Annotated in this window: 21 protein-coding genes; 11 read left to right on the forward strand and 10 right to left on the reverse strand. The window is 72.1% G+C overall.

Going from position 1 to position 19,266, the window contains the following annotated elements; genetic code table 11:
* Positions 1-166 precede the first annotated feature (166 nt).
* A complete protein-coding gene (locus ACZ4XX_RS23125; RefSeq protein ID WP_468509757.1) occupies positions 167-964 on the forward strand; it encodes a hypothetical protein in 798 nt (265 codons plus the stop codon).
* Position 965: 1 nt separating this feature from the next.
* Here ACZ4XX_RS23125 and ACZ4XX_RS23130 read toward each other — a convergent pair whose 3' ends face one another.
* Together ACZ4XX_RS23130 and ACZ4XX_RS23135 are read right to left on the reverse strand one after the other, a co-directional pair.
* Positions 966-1,157 carry a DUF397 domain-containing protein gene (locus ACZ4XX_RS23130; protein WP_468509758.1) on the reverse strand — a complete coding sequence of 64 codons (192 nt, stop codon included), beginning with the start codon at positions 1,155-1,157 and terminating at the stop codon, positions 966-968.
* Positions 1,150-1,971: a helix-turn-helix domain-containing protein gene (locus ACZ4XX_RS23135; protein ID WP_468509759.1), complete on the reverse strand. Its 822-nt coding sequence runs from the start codon at positions 1,969-1,971 to the stop codon at positions 1,150-1,152. The genes ACZ4XX_RS23130 and ACZ4XX_RS23135 overlap by 8 nt, the downstream gene beginning before the upstream one ends.
* A 110-nt stretch (positions 1,972-2,081) precedes the next feature.
* Here ACZ4XX_RS23135 and ACZ4XX_RS23140 point away from each other — a divergent pair, with 110 nt between their 5' ends.
* Positions 2,082-2,321, forward strand: coding sequence for a hypothetical protein (locus tag ACZ4XX_RS23140; RefSeq protein WP_468509760.1), 240 nt, complete (start codon positions 2,082-2,084; stop codon positions 2,319-2,321).
* Positions 2,322-2,341: 20 nt separating this feature from the next.
* Entirely contained in the window at positions 2,342-2,551 is a 210-nt protein-coding gene (locus ACZ4XX_RS23145) for a hypothetical protein (protein ID WP_468509761.1), read from the forward strand.
* A gap of 30 nt (positions 2,552-2,581) precedes the next feature.
* Here ACZ4XX_RS23145 and ACZ4XX_RS23150 read toward each other — a convergent pair whose 3' ends face one another.
* Complete coding sequence (locus tag ACZ4XX_RS23150) at positions 2,582-3,115, reverse strand: P-loop nucleotide/nucleoside kinase family protein (protein WP_468509762.1); 534 nt, start codon at positions 3,113-3,115, stop codon at positions 2,582-2,584.
* A gap of 228 nt (positions 3,116-3,343) precedes the next feature.
* Between ACZ4XX_RS23150 and ACZ4XX_RS23155 the strand changes: the two genes are divergently transcribed.
* The gene (locus tag ACZ4XX_RS23155; RefSeq protein WP_468509763.1) at positions 3,344-4,420 is read left to right on the forward strand and encodes a hypothetical protein; all 1,077 of its coding nucleotides are present in this window, start codon (positions 3,344-3,346) and stop codon (positions 4,418-4,420) included.
* Positions 4,421-5,354: 934 nt separating this feature from the next.
* On the opposite strand, the gene ACZ4XX_RS23160 is transcribed toward ACZ4XX_RS23155, so the two are convergent.
* From ACZ4XX_RS23160 to ACZ4XX_RS23175, 4 genes are all read right to left on the reverse strand, one after another.
* On the reverse strand, positions 5,355-6,497 hold the full coding sequence (locus ACZ4XX_RS23160; protein ID WP_468509764.1) for a GGDEF domain-containing protein: 1,143 nt from the start codon (positions 6,495-6,497) through the stop codon (positions 5,355-5,357).
* 80 nt (positions 6,498-6,577) lie between these two features.
* Positions 6,578-7,372, reverse strand: a complete 795-nt coding sequence (locus tag ACZ4XX_RS23165) for an enoyl-CoA hydratase/isomerase family protein (RefSeq protein ID WP_468509765.1) — start codon at positions 7,370-7,372, stop codon at positions 6,578-6,580.
* A gap of 60 nt (positions 7,373-7,432) precedes the next feature.
* Positions 7,433-8,575 (reverse strand): adenylate/guanylate cyclase domain-containing protein, encoded by a 1,143-nt coding sequence (locus tag ACZ4XX_RS23170; protein WP_468509766.1) that lies wholly within the window; start codon positions 8,573-8,575, stop codon positions 7,433-7,435.
* A 343-nt stretch (positions 8,576-8,918) separates the two neighbouring features.
* Positions 8,919-9,770 carry a biotin--[acetyl-CoA-carboxylase] ligase gene (locus ACZ4XX_RS23175; protein WP_468509767.1) on the reverse strand — a complete coding sequence of 284 codons (852 nt, stop codon included), beginning with the start codon at positions 9,768-9,770 and terminating at the stop codon, positions 8,919-8,921.
* A gap of 134 nt (positions 9,771-9,904) precedes the next feature.
* Here ACZ4XX_RS23175 and ACZ4XX_RS23180 point away from each other — a divergent pair, with 134 nt between their 5' ends.
* Both ACZ4XX_RS23180 and ACZ4XX_RS23185 read left to right on the forward strand, forming a co-directional pair.
* Positions 9,905-11,497 (forward strand): acyl-CoA carboxylase subunit beta, encoded by a 1,593-nt coding sequence (locus ACZ4XX_RS23180; protein ID WP_468509768.1) that lies wholly within the window; start codon positions 9,905-9,907, stop codon positions 11,495-11,497.
* A gap of 33 nt (positions 11,498-11,530) precedes the next feature.
* The gene (locus ACZ4XX_RS23185) at positions 11,531-11,743 is read left to right on the forward strand and encodes an acyl-CoA carboxylase epsilon subunit (protein WP_468509769.1); all 213 of its coding nucleotides are present in this window, start codon (positions 11,531-11,533) and stop codon (positions 11,741-11,743) included.
* Between the two features lie 108 nt (positions 11,744-11,851).
* On the opposite strand, the gene ACZ4XX_RS23190 is transcribed toward ACZ4XX_RS23185, so the two are convergent.
* Positions 11,852-13,270, reverse strand: a complete 1,419-nt coding sequence (locus tag ACZ4XX_RS23190; RefSeq protein WP_468509770.1) for an MFS transporter — start codon at positions 13,268-13,270, stop codon at positions 11,852-11,854.
* Between the two features lie 37 nt (positions 13,271-13,307).
* On the opposite strand from ACZ4XX_RS23190, the gene ACZ4XX_RS23195 reads away from it, so the two are divergent.
* The 3 genes from ACZ4XX_RS23195 (at position 13,308) to ACZ4XX_RS23205 (ending at position 14,916) form a co-directional block, all read left to right on the forward strand.
* Positions 13,308-13,976: a TetR/AcrR family transcriptional regulator gene (locus tag ACZ4XX_RS23195; protein ID WP_468509771.1), complete on the forward strand. Its 669-nt coding sequence runs from the start codon at positions 13,308-13,310 to the stop codon at positions 13,974-13,976.
* A 180-nt stretch (positions 13,977-14,156) separates the two neighbouring features.
* Positions 14,157-14,285, forward strand: coding sequence for a morphogenic membrane protein MmpB (gene mmpB, locus ACZ4XX_RS23200; protein ID WP_468509772.1), 129 nt, complete (start codon positions 14,157-14,159; stop codon positions 14,283-14,285).
* 25 nt (positions 14,286-14,310) lie between these two features.
* On the forward strand, positions 14,311-14,916 hold the full coding sequence (locus ACZ4XX_RS23205) for a nucleoside triphosphate pyrophosphatase (protein WP_468509773.1): 606 nt from the start codon (positions 14,311-14,313) through the stop codon (positions 14,914-14,916).
* 86 nt (positions 14,917-15,002) lie between these two features.
* Here the strand turns inward: ACZ4XX_RS23205 and ACZ4XX_RS23210 are convergent, their stop codons facing one another.
* On the reverse strand, positions 15,003-15,440 hold the full coding sequence (locus ACZ4XX_RS23210; RefSeq protein ID WP_468509774.1) for a hypothetical protein: 438 nt from the start codon (positions 15,438-15,440) through the stop codon (positions 15,003-15,005).
* A 374-nt stretch (positions 15,441-15,814) separates the two neighbouring features.
* Between ACZ4XX_RS23210 and ACZ4XX_RS23215 the strand changes: the two genes are divergently transcribed.
* Together ACZ4XX_RS23215 and ACZ4XX_RS23220 are read left to right on the forward strand one after the other, a co-directional pair.
* Positions 15,815-17,569 carry an acetyl/propionyl/methylcrotonyl-CoA carboxylase subunit alpha gene (locus tag ACZ4XX_RS23215; protein WP_468509775.1) on the forward strand — a complete coding sequence of 585 codons (1,755 nt, stop codon included), beginning with the start codon at positions 15,815-15,817 and terminating at the stop codon, positions 17,567-17,569.
* Positions 17,570-17,670: 101 nt separating this feature from the next.
* On the forward strand, positions 17,671-18,216 hold the full coding sequence (locus ACZ4XX_RS23220; protein WP_468509776.1) for a TetR/AcrR family transcriptional regulator: 546 nt from the start codon (positions 17,671-17,673) through the stop codon (positions 18,214-18,216).
* A 69-nt stretch (positions 18,217-18,285) separates the two neighbouring features.
* On the opposite strand, the gene ACZ4XX_RS23225 is transcribed toward ACZ4XX_RS23220, so the two are convergent.
* Positions 18,286-19,212 carry a DeoR/GlpR family DNA-binding transcription regulator gene (locus tag ACZ4XX_RS23225; protein ID WP_055603827.1) on the reverse strand — a complete coding sequence of 309 codons (927 nt, stop codon included), beginning with the start codon at positions 19,210-19,212 and terminating at the stop codon, positions 18,286-18,288.
* Positions 19,213-19,266: the final 54 nt, after the last annotated feature.

A 19,266-nucleotide genomic window follows, 5' to 3' on the forward strand; every position in this document is an offset into this window, starting at 1 on the left:
AAACCACCCCCTCCGCCCCCCCCCCCCCCGGGCCCCCCCCGCCCCCCGCCCCCCCCCCCCCCCCCCCCCCCCCCCCCCCCCCCCCCCCGAGCCGTGGCCGGTGTGCACCGAGGTCCACGGACGGGGGCGCGGGCGGCGCTTGGCGGACATCCGCGAGGAGCGCGCGGTGTTGGCCTCCGCGTGGGCGCGGGAACCGTACACGGGCCTGACGGAGGAGGAACTGCGGCTCGTCGAGGAGTTGAGGCGCGAGCACCGGGTGCCCGGGGCGGGCGAGGACGACCCGGTGCCCCTGATCGGCCTCGCGCAGCTGTACGCGCGCGATGTCCCGGACCTCCCGGCGGGCCCGGACGGAGCCGACCTGCTCCAGGTCTTCTGGTGCCCCTTCGACGCCCACCGCCCCACCGGGTACAGCATGTTGCTCCACCTGCGCTGGCGCAGGGCGGCGGACGTCGTCGACGTGCTGGCGTCGCCGCCGGAGCCGGGGGTCGTCGGCTACGAGGGATACGTCCCCGACCCTTGCACGCTGCAGCCGGAGCAGGTGGTCACGTACCCCTTCGCCGGGCTGCTGCCCGAGGAGTTGTGCGCGCGGATCGACGCGTGGGAGGAGGCACTGGAGGAGGAGGCGGAGGAGCAGGAGGACGAGGACGCGGCCGATCCCGTCGCGTACCAGTACGACCTGTCGATCCCGCCCGGCTGGCGGGCGGGCGGATTCGCGTCCTGGCACAAGACGGACCCGTATGCGATGGACTGCCGGACCTGCGCGACACCCATGGCTTTGCTGCTGACCGTGGACACGTCCGAGTGGGACGGGGGCAGCGGAAGCTGGACGCCGGTGGAGGACCAGGGACTCCACCCCCACCCGGCGGCCCTGCCCACCGGGGTCGTCGTGGGCAACCACGGCGAGCTGAACGTCTTCGGCTGCCCCGCCGATCCGGCACACCCGCCGCGCTGGAGCGTGCAGTAGGTCAGACGGCGTGGTTCCGCACGAAGGCGGTGAAGGCGGCCCAGGCGGCCGGGGCGGCGGTGAGCTCGCCCTCGGCGTGGTCCTTGGTGTCGCGGACGCGGACCCGGGGGAGGTTGTCGGCGACCTCGATGCAGGCGTCGTTGTCGTTGCCGCTGTACGTGCTCTTGTGCCAGTTCGGCGAGGTCTCAGTCATCGTGTTCCTTCGCGATCGCGCGCATCAGTTCAAGGGATGCCCGGACGCCCAGGGCACCCTGTTGCAGCAGATCATAGACACGCTGGAAACGCATCACCTCCGTTGGTTCCTCTGTGTAGTTGCCGGTGCTGAACCCCTCCGTGTAGGCCCCCCGCTCCCCCTTGGAGAGCGTGAGGAGCGCGACGGAGCCGGCCACGGGCTCCGCCTTCATGGGGAGCACCTGGACGTTCACGTGGGGGCGTTCGCACATGGCGAGAAGGTGCTCGATCTGCTCCCGCATCACCTGGCCGCCTCCCATGTCGCGGCGCAGGCAGGCCTCGTCGAGCACGATCATCATCCACGGCGGGTCGGGCCGGTCGAGGACGGACTGGCGCTCAAGCCGCCTGCGCACGTAGTCGCCGATCTGGGCCGGGTCGCCCGCGAGCCCCGCCCCCATCACCGCTCGCGCGTAGCCGCCGGTCTGGAGCAGACCCGGCACGACGATGGAGAACTCGTGCATGGCGGTGGCTTCGAGCTGCCGTCGCATGTAGGTCTTCGCGTAGTCACGCACGTTCTGCTCGGTCAGGATCTTCACGAGGTTCACGAGGGTGCCGGCCGGAAGCCGGAGGACCACCTCCAGCTTCTTCGCGAGGTCGCGGTCCGGGGGATCCTCACCCAGCTCGATCGCGGAGATCCGGCTCCCGCTGCTGAAGACCTTCGCCCCGACGTACGCCTGCGTCCACTCGCGCCCCAGGGCCAGCCGCGCCTCGCGCACCACGTTTCCGAGGTACTGCTCGACGCTGTCCCCGGGGTCCAGTTCCTTCGCCCCTGGCATATGCCTCGTTCCTCACCTGCACGTCGGGAGCCCAACTCCTGGTGAGCGTAGGGCGGTACGCGCCATCGTGGAGGCGGTCCGGAGGAGATCCATCAGAAAGTGAGCCCGCCATGCGCACACCCCCCACCCCACCCCCCGTCCGTCCCGTCTCCGAACCCGAGGCCGCCCAGGTGTTCCGGGACCTCAGAGCCGCCATGGACACCGCCGGGCTCTCCACCAGCGGCCTCTACCGGGACGTGACGCGCTCGCCCGGCGGCGACGTCCACCGGTACGGCCTCGGGGTCGTCGGCGTGAGCGGCGCCAAGCGGCTCACCGCCCTCCTCCGCGACGCACGACGGGCCGCTCCGTGAGGTACCGCGTCGGGGACGTCGTGACCGACGCACAGCGCGCGCTCACCGGGCAGGTGCGGTACGTGCACGGGAATCTGCTGACCCTGGTCCGCCCCAGCGGATACCTCTGGGAAGCGGCGACGGACGAGTGCTGGACGGCGAGCCCGCAGGAACGCGCGAGCCTGACCCCGCGCGGAGCCGTCCGCGTCATCAGCACCTCCGCACCGGCGCGAAGTGACGACTACGGGTGAGGGGCGAGCCGGAAGCGGTGAGACCGCCGGTCATGAGGGCGGCACGAACGACGGCCACCGATCGGCCGCCCACTCCCGCCAGTCCGACCAGCCGGGGGGCGGCTCCGGGACTCCGTGACCTCCGAGCTCGGCGGCGTCGGGCTCCTCGAACTGCGCCCGTCCGTCCAGGATGTCGGGCTCGGTGATCGGCAGCGTCTCCTGAGGAGCAGTGGCCTGGCGGTGGGCGATCCGGGCGCGTTGGGTCTCGTCGTCCACCGGCAGGTAGACCATGCGGAATCGCGCCTTCTCGGCCTCCGCGAGCCAGCGGATCGCCGACCGTTCGTCCCGGGACCAGCAGCCGTAGTCCACCACCACGTCGGTTCCGAGCCTGATCGCCTCCACGGCGAGCCAGAGCATCCGGCCCTCCAGCACGTCGCGTTTGCCGTCCGGCTCCGCCTCGCCGAACAGGGGGATCATCCAGTCGTCGGGCGTCAGGCGCAGCGCGCCGTGCTCCTCGGCGAGCTGCCGGGCCCTCGTGGTCTTTCCGGCCCCCGGGAGGCCGACCATCAGGAACAGAGTGGTCACACCGGGATCGTGTCAGCGCAGCCGGGCGAACGACCACTGCTTTCTCCCCGACTGCAATGACCGGCGAGCAACTCGCCCCCGATAAGCGCGCGTCACTCGTACGGGCGATCTTCACTCTGCCTGGCGTTACGGGCATATGCCCCTGCGCTACGTTCGCAAATAAAGCGGCCCCCGTCGACGGCGGTAACCATCGCGAGGGCCTGAACCACCAGTGGAAGCAGTCCACCCGTGATCTACCGCAACTTTATCGCGCCCCCTCGCGCCTTCAGCCAGTTCTCGCACGAGATCATCCGGCATCCGCGCCTCGACTCCCACGCCGCGCGGCTCCTCACCTGGCAACTCTCCCTCCCCGCGCACGCACGCGAATCCCTGTCGGAATCCGCCAAGCGCGCCCGGATCGGGGCGACTTCCTTCATCACGGCCAAGCGGCAACTCAAGGCCGAGGGGTACGTGCACGAGCGGCGGGTCCAGGTGGGCGGCGGGCGTTGGATCACCCAACAACTCGTCTCCAGCACGGCGTTGCGCCCCGAGGAAGCCGCGAGGATCTTCGGCGGCATGCCGGTCCACACCGGCACCGAGCGGGTGTATCCGCAGGTGGGACCGAGTGACGCGGGACCGACCGTCGGTCGACCGACGCCCCCGTCGACCGACGGTCATCCAGAGAAAGACCGTAGGGGAAACACCTCCATCCTTCCGCCGGAGCAGGGGGACGAGCGTGGTCCGGCGGTCGAGCCGGAGTCGAGGTGCGAGTCGGAGCCGGAGACCGGAACGAACCCCGGGCCCTGGCCGGCGCCGGAGCGGAAGCTCGGGGACGGGCGGCAACCGCAGCCACCCGAGCCCGCCGACGACGCCGTGGCCCCCACTCGACCCGAAGTCCAGGTCGACGCGCGGCTCGACGCAGAGCTCGACGCGCGGCTCGACGAAGCCCGCGCCCTCGTCGGCGTCCTGCCTCTCCTCTCGCCCGCCCTCCGGCGCATCCCGCCCGGCATGCGCGACGAACTCACCCGACTCGCCGCCCGCTGGCTCGCCGCCGGACACACTTCCGCCGACGTGCACGAGCACGTCCTGCGCGGCCTGCCCGGCGCCGGAACCCCCGTACAGCGGCCCGGCGGGCTCGTGCGGTACCTGCTTCGCGAGGTCCCTCCCCGCGCCCTCCCCCGACCCGAACCGTCCACGCCACCGTCCGCGCCCCGGCTCTCGTCGCGCCTCGAAGGCGCGCGGGAATGCGCGAGCGGCGCGCACACCCAGCCCATGCTCTTCAGGCCCGTCGCCGACGAGGCACTCTGCGCCGACTGCCGCGCCTGAGCTGCCCGGAAGGACACTCGGTGGGTGGTGCGGGTCTTTGGGGTTCTGGGGGTGGGCGTGCCGTGTGGGTTTCTGGTGGGACCGCCCTCTCTCCGAGAGTCGCTCCTTCCGGCGGTGCGTCAAGGGCGCTCCCTGCGGTCGCGTCGCTGCGCGATGGGCTGCGCCCACCCTTGACCCACCACCTCCAGGAGCGAAGACACTCTCGGAGGGCGGTCCGGGGGCGGGGTCCGCGCCGGGCTTCGGGCAGTGGCCGGGATGGGGGGGCGTGTGCCGGTCGGTGGGTGGGGGCTTGGTTTGTGGCGGGGGTGGGGTGGGCTGGTGTCGGTGGGTTCGGTGTGCGCGGTTGTTGGATGGGGCGGTCGGGCTCGGTTCAGCGAGTTTCGGTTGTCCGGGGTGGGGCTTCAGGCCCCGCTGGTCACTCCTGGTGGGTGGGGCGTGAGTAACTGCGCATTACGCCGAGTAACACACCCCTGGATATACGGACAGAAACGCCTAATCGCCCTTTTCGGGCGGTGAAAGTGCAGGAAACTCCCGCGACCCGCTCCCCACCACCCACCAACAGCGACCAGCGGGGCCTGAAGTCCGACCCGAGGACTTCGGCCGGCCGCTAAGCGCCGCCGGGCCGCCCCATTCAACAACCGCGCACCCCGAACCAAGGCAAGCAGATCCACCGGCCCCGACCGCTAGCCGCGCCCCCACCCACCGGCCGACGGACGCACACTCCGACCCCGGCCACTGCCCGAAGCCCCGCGTGGCCGCGCCCCCCGGGCGCCCTCCGAGTGTGAAAAGGCGGCCTCCGCCGCCGGGTCAAGGGTGGGCGCAGCCCATCGCGCAGCGACGCCGAAGGCGCCCTTGACGCGGTGGTGGAGGCCGCCACTCTCGGAAAGAGGGCGGCCGCACCTGACACTCACAAAGCCGGACCACCCTCGACACCTCACCCCCGCCCCTCCACCCCAGGCGGCTCCACCGGCGGTGCGTCCCTGAAGCGGCGGCGGTCCCGGGCTCCGGGCGGGGCGTCGGCCAAGCGGACGACCGCGCCGTCGCGGCCCGCGACCACCGGCTTCGCCGAGCGGGCCGCCTTCGCCTGGTACTGGGCCGCGTCCGCCAGGCGGAAGAGTCGGCGGGCCGACCTCAGCGGGCCGATCGGGTCCCCGGTGGACGCCACCCCGCAGGCCACGCCCTCGCCGAGTTCCAGCTCCGCCGCCCGTACGCACAGCTCCTCGGCGACCGCCACCACCTCGTCCGCCGTCGGGCCGACCGTCAGGAGGCAGAACTCGTCACCGCCGAGGCGCGCCGCGAGGGCGCCCGGGAGCATGGCGCCGCAGCGTGAGAGCACCGAGCCGAAGCGTTCGAGCAGCCGGTCGCCGACCGCGTGGCCGTGGGTGTCGTTGACCCGCTTGAGGCCGTTCAGGTCGCAGACCATCAGGCTGACCACGGAACCGTCCACGCGGTAGCGCTCGATGGCCTCGTCCAGACGGGTGTCGACGGCCCGCCGGTTGGCCAGTCCCGTCAGAGGGTCCGTGAAGGCGAGCTTGCGGACCTCCTCCAGGCGTTCCGCCTGGGCGATGCCCGCCGCCACCACCGCCGCGAGCACCGTGGCGAAGTCGGCGTCCGCGCGGGTGAAAGGTTTCTCCTGCGGTGGGCGCGCCACGTACAGCTCCCCCCACGCGCGCCCGTGCAGCACGATCGGGGCGACCACACAGCAGCCGCGCCCCCGCCGCCGCAGACCGGCCACCCGGCCGGTCGGGACCGGGTCCTCCGCGGTCTCCACCCAGGCGTCCGGCTCGCCGCCGCCCGCCCACTGCTCGTGCAGGAACTCGGTGATCTCGGGGAACTGGTGCACCGGATACGTCTCCGAGTCCGGGAACTCCTCCTCGCCCAGAGCCCGCTCCCCGGCGTTCACCAGGACCTTGAGGCGTCCGTGGTCCCGCTGCCAGACGGAGAGGGCGGCGAAGGTGCCGTCGAGCCCTTCGCAGGACCCGAGCGCCGCCGCCCGCCAGAACTCGCGTGGAGTGTGCGCCGCCGCCATCCCCTGCGCCAGCGCCACTACGGCCCGCAGCCGTCCGTCCTCACCCATTCCTCCAGCTTAGGGAGGTTTGATCTGTTTTCACCTTCGAGACGTCACCGTAAGTGACATTCGGTACAGAACTGTAGAACTTACTCGCCCGGCCAGTTCGGCTTCCGCTTCTCGTTGAAGGCCGCCACACCCTCCGCGCGGTCCCCCGAGAACGCCACCGAACGCCAGGCCGCGTCCTCGACCTCGAGGCCCGCCCGCAGATCCAGACCCTGACCCAGCCGCATGGCCTTCTTCGCCGCCCGCAGGCCGACCGGCGAGTTCGCCGCGATCCGACCGGCCAGCTCCAGGGCCGCCGTCCGCGCGTCCTCCCCCAGGAGGTCGACCAGGCCCAGCTCGCGGGCCTCCGCGGCCTCCACCCTGCGGGCCGTGAAGACCAGCTCCGCGGCGCGCGCCGCACCCACCCGGCGCGGCAGCAGCTGCGTACCGCCGCCGCCCGGGATGACGCCCACGGAGACCTCGGGGAGGCCGACCACGGCGGTCGCGTCGGCCACGATCACGTCGCAGGCGAGCGCCAGCTCGAAGCCGCCGCCGAGGGCGAAGCCGTGCACGGCCGCGACGGTCGGCATGGGCAGCTCCAGGACGCCGGTGTAGGCGGCGCGGGCGGTCGGCCGCTGCCGGACCAGCTCGGCGTCGGTGAAGGAGTTGCGCTCCTTGAGGTCGGCGCCGACGCAGAAGGCACGGTCGTTCGAGGAGGTCAGCACGGTGACGCGGACCGCGGGGTCGGCGGCGAGCGCGTCGCAGGCGGCGCCGAGGGAGCGGGCCATCTCGGAGGAGACGGCGTTCATCGCCTTGGGCCGGTCGAGGACCAGCTCGGCGACGTGCCCGTTCCCGTCCTTCCGGACCACCACGAACTCACCGAAGCGCTGCTCGGACATGACCGCACCCTCCCGATTCAGAGCCTGTTAACGGCTGTTAACAGGCGTTCACGGGAGATCCTAGGTCGGGCGGCGGGTCAGGAGCCAGGGTTCGACGACGCCGAGACCTCGGACCGGGCGCTGCCACATCGGCTGGAGCGCGAAGCGGTACGTGGCGGCCTGGCGGCCCTCCTTCTCCGCGCGGGCGGCGTCCTCGGCGGCCTCGGTCTCCGAGACGGGCGCCTCGCCCGTCCTGGACAGCTCCTCCGCGAGCGCGCCGTCGACGAGGACGGCGTCCTTCGGCGCTATCGAGGTGAGCCGGCTCGCCAGGTTCACGGTCGTGCCGAAGACATCGCCCATCCGGGTCGTCACCGTGCCGAAGGCGATGCCGACGCGCAGCGCGGGCATCGTGTCGTCGTGGCTGAGGGTCTCGATCAGGCGGAGCGCGATCTCGGCGGCCGTACCGGCGTCGTCAGCCGCGTACAGCACCTCGTCGCCGAGGGTCTTGATGAGCCGGCCGCCGTGCGCGGCGACCAGGTCGGCGCAGGTCGTCTCGAAGGCCTCGACCAGCTCGCCGAGCTCCTCCTCCTCCAGGCGGCGGGTCAGCCGGGTGAAGCCGACCAGGTCAGCGAAGCCGACCGCGAGCCGCCGGTCGACCATCTCCTCGTCGTCGGCGGCCTGGACGAGCACGCGGCCGGTGGCGGCGGCGAGCTGTCGCCGCCAGACGTAGATGAGGAACTCCTCCAGCTCGGGCAGGAGCAGCTCGACCAGCGGATACGTGACCTCGGTGCGGGTCATGCCGGGCTCGGGCGGCTCGGTGAGGCCCTCCAGGAAGGAGTCGATCTGCCATTCGGCGAGCCGGGCGGTGGTCTGTCCGGTGGAGCGGGCGACCTGGACGGCCATCGGCTCGCTGAGCAGCCCGGCCTCGACGAGGCCGGCCAGCCGGCGCAGGGCGAGGACGTCGGCCTCGGTGAGCGCCTTGGCCTGGCCGATGTCGGCGAAGCCCATGGCGCGCCAGAAACGGGAGGCGAGCTCCATGGAGACGCCGGCCGTGCGGGCGGCCTGGAACGGGGTGTAGCGACGGTCCGCGCCGAGGATGAGCTGTTCGAGGCGGATGGCGAGCGGATCGTCGCTCGGCTCGGCCGTGTGGTCGACCTCGTGATGGGGGGTGGGGTACGTGGGAGGCTCGGGCGCGCCGCCCTCGTTCTCGTCGTCGACGGTCACCGGCCGCCTCCTGCCCGTTCCCTGCCCACTTGCCCTGCCGATCTGTCGCCCTGGATCGCGGTCCACGATACGACAGCTGTGGCTTGGCTCACGCCTTGAAGGCTGTCGCCCGTGTTCTGGGCCTGTCTCGCGTGTCCTCCTGCCGTACGGCCCCGCGGGCGCGCGGCACCCTCTGTCGTACGGGCATGGGCGCGTGTCCTCCTGCCGTACGGCCCCGTGGGCGCGCGGCACCCTCGGGGTGAGCGGAGGGAGGGCGCCGCGCGCCGGTGGGGTGTGCCCGCCGTTCCTCCCCCGAGGACCGCGTTCCGGGGCCCCGGGAGGAACGTTCGCCCGCACCGGGTGGTCAGGTGCCCGATCGCAGGTGGACGATGTCGCCGGCTCCCACCGCCTCCGTGCCGCCGCCCTCGGTGGCGACCACCAGGCGGCCGTCGCCGTCGAGGGCCACCGCTTCGCCCTCCAGCATCCGCTCGCCCGGCAGCTCGGCCCTGACGCGGCGGCCGAGGGTCGCGCAGCCGGCCGCGTAGGCCGCCTGGAGGCCGGATTCGGCGGGGTCACCGGCGGCCCGTACCCAGTCGCCGTACCACTCGGCGAGGGAGCGCAGGACGGCCCGGAGGAGGGTGTCGCGGTCGGTGGAGACCGCGCCCCCGAGGAGCAGGGAGCCCGCGGCGGGGACGGGGAGTTCGTTCTCACGGAGGGTGACGTTGATGCCGAGGCCGACGACGATGCCGTCCGCTCCGGCCCGCTCGGCGAGGATGCCGCCGGTCTTGCGTTCTTCGCCCGCGACGGAAATCAGCAGGTCGTTGGGCCACTTGAGGGACATGTCGACCCCGGCGGACTTGGCGAGGCCGGTCGCCGCGGCGACTCCGGTGAGCAGCGGGAGCCAGCCCCAGCGGTGGACCGGCACCTCCGGCTTGAGGAGGACGGAGAGGAAGAGCCCGGAGCGGGCGGGGGCCGTCCAGCTGCGGTCGAGGCGGCCGCGGCCGGAGGTCTGCTCCTCGGCGACGAGCACGGCGCCCTCGGGCAGCTCGTCGGCGCGGGCGGCGAGGTCGCTGTTGGTGGATCCGGTGCTCGTGACCACGTCGAGCGAGGTCCACAGTCCGTCGGGGAGGACGAGGGCGCGGCGCAGCGCGGGGGCGTTCAGTGGGGGCCGGTCGAGGTCGGACCAGGGTCCGCCGGAGCCTTGGGAGGACGTCATGCAAGCCAGACTAGGTGTGGCAAAGACCGCAGTGCCGAACCGTATCGGCGTCGATACGCTACGGCTCAGTAGCTGAGCAGTAGCCCATTCGTAGTCAACGAACCCCCCGTGACCAGGCAGGGAGCCGCATCCCGATGTCCGAGCCGGCAGAGCAGTACGAGATCGACATTCACACGACCGCAGGCAAGATCGCGGACCTCAAGCGCCGTATCGACGAGGCCACCCACGCCGGCTCGGAGCGTGCGGTGGAGAAGCAGCACGCGAAGGGCAAGCTGACCGCGCGCGAACGGATCGCCCTGCTTCTCGACGAGGGGTCGTTCGTCGAGCTGGACGAGCTGGCCCGGCACCGGTCGACCAGCTTCGGCCTGGAGAAGAACCGCCCGTACGGAGACGGTGTCGTCACCGGGTACGGCACGGTCGACGGTCGCCCGGTCGCCGTGTTCTCGCAGGACTTCACGGTCTTCGGCGGGGCGCTCGGCGAGACGTACGGCCAGAAGATCATCAAGGTGATGGACTTCGCGCTGAAGACGGGCTGCCCCGTCATCGGCATCAACGACTCCGGCGGCGCCCGTATCCAGGAGGGTGTGAGCGCGCTCGGCATGTACGGCGAGATCTTCCGCCGCAACACCCACGCCTCCGGCGTGATCCCGCAGATCTCGCTGGTCGTCGGCCCGTGCGCGGGCGGCGCGGTGTACTCGCCCGCGATCACCGACTTCACGGTGATGGTGGACCAGACCTCGCACATGTTCATCACGGGTCCCGACGTCATCAAGACGGTGACCGGCGAGGACGTCGGCTTCGAGGAGCTGGGCGGCGCCCGGACGCACAACGCGACCTCGGGCGTGGCGCACCACATGGCGGGTGACGAGAAGGACGCCATCGAGTACGTGAAGTCCCTGCTGTCCTACCTTCCGTCGAACAACCTCTCCGAGCCGCCGACCTTCCCGGAGGTCGCGGAGACCGAGGTGTCGGACGAGGACCGCGAGCTGGACACGCTGATCCCGGACTCGGCGAACCAGCCGTACGACATGCACAAGGTCATCGAGCACGTCCTCGACGACGGTGAGTTCCTGGAGACGCAGTCGCTGTTCGCGCCGAACATCCTGACCGGTTTCGGCCGGGTGGAGGGCTTCCCGGTCGGTGTGGTCGCGAACCAGCCGATGCAGTTCGCGGGGTGCCTCGACATCGACGCGTCCGAGAAGGCCGCGCGGTTCGTCCGCACCTGCGACGCGTTCAACATCCCGGTCCTCACCTTCGTGGACGTGCCGGGCTTCCTGCCGGGCGTGGACCAGGAGTACGGCGGGATCATCCGGCGCGGCGCGAAGCTGATCTACGCGTACGCGGAGGCGACGGTCCCGCTGATCACGGTGATCACGCGGAAGGCCTTCGGCGGTGCGTACGACGTCATGGGCTCGAAGCACCTGGGCGCGGACCTGAACCTGGCGTGGCCGACGGCGCAGATCGCGGTGATGGGCGCGCAGGGCGCGGTCAACATCCTGCACCGCAGGACGATCGCCGAGGCGGAGGACCAGGAGTCCGAGCGGGCGCGGCTGATGCGGGAGTACGAGGACGCCCTGCTCAACCCGTACACGGCGGCCGAGCGCGGTTACATCGACGGTGTGGTCATGCCGTCGGACACCCGCCCGCAGATCGTGAAGGGGCTGCGTCAGCTGCGGACGAAGCGGGAATCCCTGCCTCCGAAGAAGCACGGCAACATCCCGCTCTAGGCCTCCCCGGACCTGATGCTTCAAGGAGTCGACATGATCAAGGTCGTACGAGGAAACCCGACCCCGGAGGAGTTGGCCGCCGCACTGGCGGTGGTTCAGGCCCGGGCCGCGGCGACGGCGGCGGCGTCCGCCGGGAGCGGCGGCCCGGCGGTCCCGGAGGGCTGGTCGGACCCGTCCCGGATCGCGCGGTCGGTGCGCCCCCGGCCGGGCCCGCGGGCCTGGGCCCGGTCGTACTGGCCGGTGTAGCCGCCCGTCGAACGGTGTAGCCGCCCGTCGAACGGAGAGAAGGGCCGGACTCCCCCCGTGGGGGTCCGGCCCTTCTCGCGTCCTGCTCAGGCGCTGTCCCGCCACCCGTCACGTGCGGCGCAGGAACAGGCCGGCCAGGACCGCTCCGGCGGCGACGATCGCGGCGTTCACGAGGACCGCGAGGCCGATGCCGTCGAGGAGCACGGGCGCGGTGACGACGACGGCGCTCATGATCGGGGTGCCCATGGTGATGCCGATCTGCTGGGTCATGGTGGCGAGCCCGGTCGCGGTGCCCTGCTCGTGGTCGGGGATCCCGGAGGTGGCGGTGACCATGAAGCCGACGATCGCGAGCATGTTGCCGACGCCGCCGGCGAAGGTCGCCGCGAGGAGCAGCCAGAGGCTGCCGGGGCCTTCGCCGAGTCCGTACAGGGAGAGGGTCGCGACGGTCTGGAGGAGACCGCCGGAGACCAGGGCCGTCCGGGCGCCGAAGCGCCCGATGAAGCGGGAGGCGAACACTCCGCCGAGGACCGTGCCGGCGCCGAGGACGCCGAAGGAGAGGCCGGCGGCGAGCGGGGAGAAGTCGAGGACGTCCTGGAGGTAGAGCGTCATCAGGAAGACCAGCGAGGTCTCGGTGACGAAGGCGACGAGCCCGGCGAGGTTGCCCCAGACGACGGTGCGGCGCTTGAGGATGTGGAGCGGTACGAGGGGGGCGGCGGCCCGGCGTTCGACGAGGACGAAGGCGACCAGGAGGGCGGCGCCGACGGCGAGGGCGGTGAGGGCGGCCGGGTCGGTCCAGCCGTGTTCGCCGCTGACGGTCAGGCCGTAGACGAGGGCGAGGAGTCCGCCGGTGACGGTGATCGCGCCGGGCACGTCGAGGCGGGGGCGGACGGCCGGGCGGCTCTCGGTGAGGACGGCGGGGGCGACGAGGAGGACGGCGAGGGCGACCGGCACGTTGACGAGGAACGCCCAGCGCCAGGAGAGCAGGTCGGTGAGGACGCCGCCGAGGATCGCGCCGGTGGTGAAGCCCGCGGACATGAGGGCGCCGTTGAGTCCCAGCGCGCGGGCGCGCAGCGGGCCCTCGGGGAAGGAGGCGGTGAGCAGGGAGAGCCCGGCGGGGGTGACGGCGGCGGTGGCGAGGCCCTGGGCGACACGGGCGGCCATCAGCATCTCGGGGCCGGTGGCGAGGCCGCCGACGAGGGAGGAGACGCCGAGCAGCGCCATGCCGCCGAGGAAGAGCCGGCGGCGGCCGACGAGGTCGGCGACGCGCCCGAAGAGCAGGGTGAATCCGGCCGCCGCGAGGGCGAAGGCGGTGGCGATCCACTGGAGGCCGCCGAGGCTGAAGCCGAGTCCCTGACCGATGACGGGCAGTGCGACGTTCAGGATCGAGAAGTCGACGGCGAGCATGAACTGGGCGACGAGGAGGACGACGAGGACGAGCCGCATCCGTCCGGTCATACGGGCGTCCGTGGGCCCGGCGGTCCGGTCCACGGGCTGTTCGACGGGCTGGGGGTGATCCAGGGCAACCATGCGTACGACCCCTTAATGGGAGACTGGTTCCGTTAAGATGTCCCGTACCGTAGCAGAGTCGACGGCGTTAATGGAACAGGAGACCCATTTGACTGAGAGCCAGCCGGCCACGCCCGGCACCCTGCGTCCCGGCGGCCGGACCGCGAAGGTCCGCAGAGCCGTTCTCGACGCCACCCAGGACGCGCTCGCCGACACCGGCTTCCACGCCCTGAACATGGACCGGATCGCCGCGACCGCGGGCGTCGGCAAGACCACCGTGTACCGCCGCTGGGGCTCCCCCGTCGGCCTGGTCACCGACCTCCTGCACGACATGGCCGAGCAGTCCCTGCCCGCCTCCGACACCGGCAGCCTCGCGGGCGACCTGCGCACCAACGCCGCACTCGTCCGCGCCACCCTCACCGACGTGCGGATGGGCGCCGTCTTCCGCGCGGTCATCGCGGCCGCCGCCTGCGACGAGGACTGCGCCCGCGCGCTCGCCGACTTCTACCGGACCCGGCTCGGCGAATGGGCCCCCGTCGTCGCCAAGGGCGCCGCCCGCGGCGAGATCCCGGCGGAGACGGACCCGACCGAACTGCTCCGCGCCGTCTCCGCGCCGCTCTACTACCGCTTCGCGGTCACCCGCGAGGAGATCACGGCGGACGTGGCGGAACGAGCGGTCACGGCGGCGCTCGCGGCGGCGCGGGACGGGGTGTTCATCCGGGCCTAGCCGCCGGGTGCCCATCCGGGCGTGGCCGCCGGGGTGTTCCCGGGTGCGTGGCCTCCGGGTGTTCACCCGGGCGCGGCCGCCGGGCGATCCTCCGTTCCTCCGCGAATAGTCCCTCGGCACCGGGGCGCCTGAGTATCCGTACTCAGGCGTCCCGCCCGCCCCGCCCCCAGGATCGGAGGCATGCTGTGGTCCGACCCGAAGAATCAGCCGCCGAAGTTCATGCGCGACATGCAGGCGAAGCTCCGGCGCGCGAGCGTGCTGCTGGCCCTCGCGATGGTGGTGGCGATGTTCGTGGTCAGCGCCCGCTGAGCCCACGACTGGCTACGCTGCCTTCATGACTGCTGATCCGCGCCGTGTCGTGCTCGCCTCCGCCTCCCCCGCCCGCCTCAACCTGCTCCGTCAGGCCGGGCTCGCCCCCGAGGTGATCGTGAGCGGCGTCGACGAGGACAAGATGCACGCCCCGACGCCCGCCGAGCTCGCGCTCGCCCTCGCGGAGGCGAAGGCCGCCCATGTCGCCGCCCGCCCCGAGGTGTTCGGCGCGCTGGTGATCGGCTGCGACTCGGTCCTTGAGCTCGACAAGCAGGCCCTCGGCAAGCCGGCGGACGCGGAGGAGGCCACCGCGCGCTGGAAGGCGATGCGCGGCCGGGTCGGCATCCTCCAGACGGGTCACTGCGTGTACGACACGGCCGCCAAGCGCTACGAGTCGGCGACGGCCTCCACCGTGGTCCGCTTCGGCGAGCCGACGGACGCCGAGATCGCGGCGTACGTGGCGAGCGGCGAACCGCTGCACGTGGCCGGGGCGTTCACCCTGGACGGGCGCTCGGCGCCGTTCATCGACGGCATCGACGGCGACCCGGGCAATGTGATCGGCCTGTCGCTGCCGCTGCTGCGCACGCTGCTCGGGAAGCTGGGCGTGCAGATCACCGACCTCTGGACCTGACGGCCGCCGCGCGGCCGCCGGTACGCCCGTGCGGGCGCGGACCGATTCGGTGGTGCCCGTGGCCCCTGCGCGGGCGGCCCGTGCCCCTACGCGGGAGCCGGCGCCCCTTCGCGGGGCTCGGCGCCCTTCTCGTACCCCTTGCCGTACGCCACGAGAGTGAGCACGATCAGGCCGAGCACGAGCATCATGAAGGCGAACGCGCCCCAGCCGATCAGGCCGACGGTGACCGCGCCGAGGATGCCGTGCACGATCGCGCAGCCGACGAGCAGGCCCCGGCCGGCGCGTCCGGGACGGCGGTCGCGGATGCCGGCGAGGAGGGCGACGAGGCCGCACAGCGCGAGCGCGATGCCGGAGGCGATGCCGAGCGCCCAGGTGCCGGTGTACATCGCGTCGGGGTCCATGCCGTCGAGGGACATCGTCTGGATCTTGACGAAGCGTGCCATCACCGCGTTGATCGCGACGATCCCGGGCGCTTCGAGGAACAGCACCGCTGCCGTCACGAGAGCTATCGGTCTGCGGGCCATCCTCGGCCACCCCCTGGATACGACTGTTACCGACAGTACGATCGACAGCGCGAAGGCTACTGGCCGGTAAACCCCTGGACAAGAGTGCGCGCACGACCCGCGACGGCGGACGGCAGGGCAAAGAATCGTTGGGCCATTCGTAGGGACTCGACAAAGAAACCCGAATGGCCACTGGCCCCACGAACAGAGACCTGCGCCACACCTCGGAGCTACTGTGCCGTAAAGGAACCCTGCGTACCGTGGTGCGACAAGGGAATTCACGACCCGAGCAGGCCCGGGGTCACGCTCCGTGTGGGCAAGCTCACCACTGGGGACGGGTCGAAAGGCCGTGTCGGCAGTCCCTAAACTCAGCTTGTTTCAAGGAGGGAGCCATCGTGCGCAAGGTGCTCATCGCCAACCGTGGCGAAATCGCTGTCCGTGTGGCCCGGGCGTGCCGGGACGCGGGTATCGGCAGCGTGGCCGTGTACGCCGAGCCGGACCGGGACGCTCTGCATGTCCGGGCGGCTGACGAGGCGTTCGCTCTGGGCGGTGACACTCCGGCGACCAGTTATCTGGACATGGCGAAGGTGTTGCAGGCCGCGAAGGACTCGGGTGCGGACGCGGTCCACCCCGGCTACGGGTTCCTCTCCGAGAACGCGGAGTTCGCGCAGGCCGTCCTCGACGCCGGTCTGACGTGGATCGGCCCGCCGCCGCAGGCGATCCGCGACCTGGGTGACAAGGTGGCGGCGCGTCACATCGCGCAGCGCGCCGGTGCCCCGCTCGTCGCCGGTACGCCCGACCCGGTCTCCGGCGCCGACGAGGTCGTCGCGTTCGCCGAGCAGCACGGGCTGCCGATCGCGATCAAGGCCGCCTTCGGTGGTGGCGGTCGCGGTCTGAAGGTCGCGCGGACGCTGGAAGAGGTCCCCGAGCTGTACGACTCCGCCGTGCGCGAGGCCGTCGCCGCGTTCGGCCGGGGCGAGTGCTTCGTGGAGCGGTACCTGGACAGGCCGCGGCACGTGGAGACGCAGTGCCTGGCCGACTCCCACGGCAACGTGGTCGTGGTCTCCACGCGTGACTGCTCGCTCCAGCGCCGCCACCAGAAGCTCGTCGAGGAGGCCCCCGCGCCGTTCCTCACCGAGGCGCAGAACGCCGAGCTGTACGCGGCGTCGAAGGCGATCCTGAAGGAGGCCGGCTACGTCGGCGCCGGCACGGTCGAGTTCCTCGTCGGCACCGACGGCACGATCTCCTTCCTGGAGGTCAACACCCGTCTGCAGGTCGAGCACCCGGTGACCGAGGAGGTCGCGGGCATCGACCTGGTCCGGGAGATGTTCCGGATCGCCGACGGTGAGGAGCTGGGCTACGACGACCCGGCCATAAGGGGTCACTCCTTCGAGTTCCGCATCAACGGCGAGGACCCGGGCCGCGGCTTCCTGCCCGCGCCCGGCACCGTCACCCTCTTCGACGCGCCGACCGGCCCCGGAGTCCGCCTGGACGCGGGCGTCGAGTCCGGCAGCGTCATCGGCCCGGCCTGGGACTCGCTCCTGGCCAAGCTGATCGTCACCGGCGCCACCCGCGAGCAGGCTCTGCAGCGCGCCGCGCGTGCGCTCGCCGAGTTCAAGGTGGAGGGCATGGCCACGGCCATCCCGTTCCACCAGGCCGTCGTGGTGGACCCCGCGTTCACGTCCGCCCCGTTCCGCGTCCACACCCGGTGGATCGAGACGGAGTTCGTCAACGAGATCAAGCCGTTCGCCCCGGCCGGCGCCGACGCCGACGAGGACGAGTCCGGCCGCGAGACGATCGTGGTCGAGGTCGGCGGCAAGCGTCTCGAGGTCTCGCTGCCCTCCTCGCTCGGCATGACGCTGGCCCGCACGGGTCTCGCGGCCGGTGCGAAGCCGAAGCGCCGCGCGGCCAAGAAGTCCGGCCCGGCCGCCTCCGGTGACACCCTCGCCTCCCCGATGCAGGGCACGATCGTGAAGATCGCGGTCGAGGAGGGCCAGGAGGTCAAGGAGGGCGACCTGATCGTCGTCCTGGAGGCCATGAAGATGGAGCAGCCGCTCAACGCGCACCGCTCCGGCACCGTCAAGGGCCTGACCGCCGAGGTCGGCGCGTCGATCACCTCCGGCGCCGCGATCTGCGACATCAAGGACTGACCGACGGCTCCGGGACCGGCCACGGTCACGAAGTACGGTACGAAGGGCCCGCAGGCAGCCGCCTGCGGGCCCTTCGTCGAGGGGAGGGTGATCCACAAGCCATGCGAGCCGACGCACGACGTAACCACGAGCGGCTGCTCATCGAAGCCCGCGCCACCTTCGCCGCACAGGGCGCCGACGCGCCCCTCGAGGAGATCGCCCGTCGCGCGGGCGTGGGCATCGGCACCCTCTACCGCCACTTCCCCACCCGGGCCGAGCTGCTCAGCTCGGTCTTCCAGGAGGCTCTCGCGGAGCTCCTGCACCGCTCGGGAGAGCTGGCCGAGGCCGAGGAACCGTGCCGGGCGCTCGTGGAGTGGCTGCGGGCGCTGATCGCCCACGCGGGCGAGTACCGGGGGCTCGCGCATGCGCTGATGTCCGCCTCGTACGACCGGAGTTCGGCGCTCGCCCAGTGCAGCGAGCCGTTGCGCGCGGCGGGTGAGCGGCTGCTCGGGCGCGCCAGGGAGGCGGGTCAGGTGCGCGCCGACGTGTCGATCGGCGACCTGATGCAGCTGACCAACGCGATCGCGCTGGCGGCGGAACAGTGCCCGGAGGACGCGGAGTTGGCCGACCGCCTGCTCGCGCTGACGCTTCGGGGCATCAAGGACTGAGGTGACGACTGCCATGGCGGCAGGGAAGGTTCGGCGGTGCGCGGGACCCCTGGGGGAGGGCCCCCCGTCTCAGCGGCGCCGCATGTCCGCGACCCGCGCCGTGCGCTCCAGCGTCTCTGCGGCCATCCCTCCGCCCGGTCCCCGGAACTGACCTGCCGCCATCCGGCCGCGCTGCACCGGGAGCGGCATGTCACGGCGGGGCCGGGCTCCCGGGGGGACCTGGTCACCGCCCGTGGGGCCGCCCGCGGCGCCGGTCCCGGCGACGGCGATCTGTACGCCCTGGTCGGCGAGGGCCTGGAGTTCGGTGGCGGCCCGGTCGTCGTGGGCGGGCGGCTCGTCGGTCACCAGGCGGGTGATGACGTCCGTGGGCACCGTCTGGAACATGGTGTCGGAGCCGAGCTTGGTGTGGTCGGCGAGGACCACGACCTCGGCCGCCGCCTGGACCAGCGCCCGGTCCACGCTCGCGGAGAGCATGTTGGACGTGGAGAGGCCGCGCTCGGCGGTGAGCCCGCTCCCGGAGAGGAAGGCGCGGGAGACCCGGAGTCCCTGGAGCGACTGCTCGGCGCCGCTGCCCACCAGGGCGTAGTTGGAGCCGCGCAGGGTGCCGCCGGTCATCACGACCTCGACCCGGTTGGCGTGGGCGAGGGCCTGGGCGACCAGGAGCGAGTTGGTGACCACGGTCAGGCCGGGCACGCGGGCGAGCCGGCGGGCCAGCTCCTGCGTGGTCGTCCCGGCGCCGACGACGATGGCCTCGCCTTCTTCGACGAGGCTCGCGGCGACGTCGGCGATGGCCGTCTTCTCCGCGGTCGCGAGATGGGATTTCTGCGGGAAGCCGGATTCTCGCGTGAATCCGCCCGGCAACACCGCACCGCCGTGCCGGCGGTCGAGGAGTCCTTCTGCCTCAAGTGCCCGTACGTCTCTCCGTACGGTCACTTCAGAGGTCTGGACGACGCGGGCGAGCTCGCGGAGCGACACGGCCCCATTGGCTCGCACCATTTCGAGGATCAACTGGCGACGTTCTGCAGCGAACACGAAACTGACAGTAACGTG

Source organism: Streptomyces sp. NPDC029956, from assembly GCF_055574655.1.

Excerpts from the sequence above, each read along its gene's own strand:
- ACZ4XX_RS23130 (WP_468509758.1), bottom strand. The coding sequence starts at position 1,157 with ATGACTGAGACCTCGCCGAACTGGCACAAGAGCACGTACAGCGGCAAC.
- ACZ4XX_RS23135 (WP_468509759.1), bottom strand. The coding sequence starts at position 1,971 with ATGCCAGGGGCGAAGGAACTGGACCCCGGGGACAGCGTCGAGCAGTAC.
- ACZ4XX_RS23140 (WP_468509760.1), top strand. The coding sequence starts at position 2,082 with ATGCGCACACCCCCCACCCCACCCCCCGTCCGTCCCGTCTCCGAACCC.
- ACZ4XX_RS23160 (WP_468509764.1), bottom strand. The coding sequence starts at position 6,497 with ATGGGTGAGGACGGACGGCTGCGGGCCGTAGTGGCGCTGGCGCAGGGG.
- ACZ4XX_RS23165 (WP_468509765.1), bottom strand. The coding sequence starts at position 7,372 with ATGTCCGAGCAGCGCTTCGGTGAGTTCGTGGTGGTCCGGAAGGACGGG.
- ACZ4XX_RS23175 (WP_468509767.1), bottom strand. The coding sequence starts at position 9,770 with ATGACGTCCTCCCAAGGCTCCGGCGGACCCTGGTCCGACCTCGACCGG.
- ACZ4XX_RS23180 (WP_468509768.1), top strand. The coding sequence starts at position 9,905 with ATGTCCGAGCCGGCAGAGCAGTACGAGATCGACATTCACACGACCGCA.
- ACZ4XX_RS23185 (WP_468509769.1), top strand. The coding sequence starts at position 11,531 with ATGATCAAGGTCGTACGAGGAAACCCGACCCCGGAGGAGTTGGCCGCC.
- ACZ4XX_RS23190 (WP_468509770.1), bottom strand. The coding sequence starts at position 13,270 with ATGGTTGCCCTGGATCACCCCCAGCCCGTCGAACAGCCCGTGGACCGG.
- ACZ4XX_RS23195 (WP_468509771.1), top strand. The coding sequence starts at position 13,308 with ATGTCCCGTACCGTAGCAGAGTCGACGGCGTTAATGGAACAGGAGACC.
- mmpB (WP_468509772.1), top strand. The coding sequence starts at position 14,157 with ATGCTGTGGTCCGACCCGAAGAATCAGCCGCCGAAGTTCATGCGCGAC.
- ACZ4XX_RS23205 (WP_468509773.1), top strand. The coding sequence starts at position 14,311 with ATGACTGCTGATCCGCGCCGTGTCGTGCTCGCCTCCGCCTCCCCCGCC.
- ACZ4XX_RS23210 (WP_468509774.1), bottom strand. The coding sequence starts at position 15,440 with ATGGCCCGCAGACCGATAGCTCTCGTGACGGCAGCGGTGCTGTTCCTC.
- ACZ4XX_RS23220 (WP_468509776.1), top strand. The coding sequence starts at position 17,671 with ATGCGAGCCGACGCACGACGTAACCACGAGCGGCTGCTCATCGAAGCC.
- ACZ4XX_RS23225 (WP_055603827.1), bottom strand. The coding sequence starts at position 19,212 with ATGGTGCGAGCCAATGGGGCCGTGTCGCTCCGCGAGCTCGCCCGCGTC.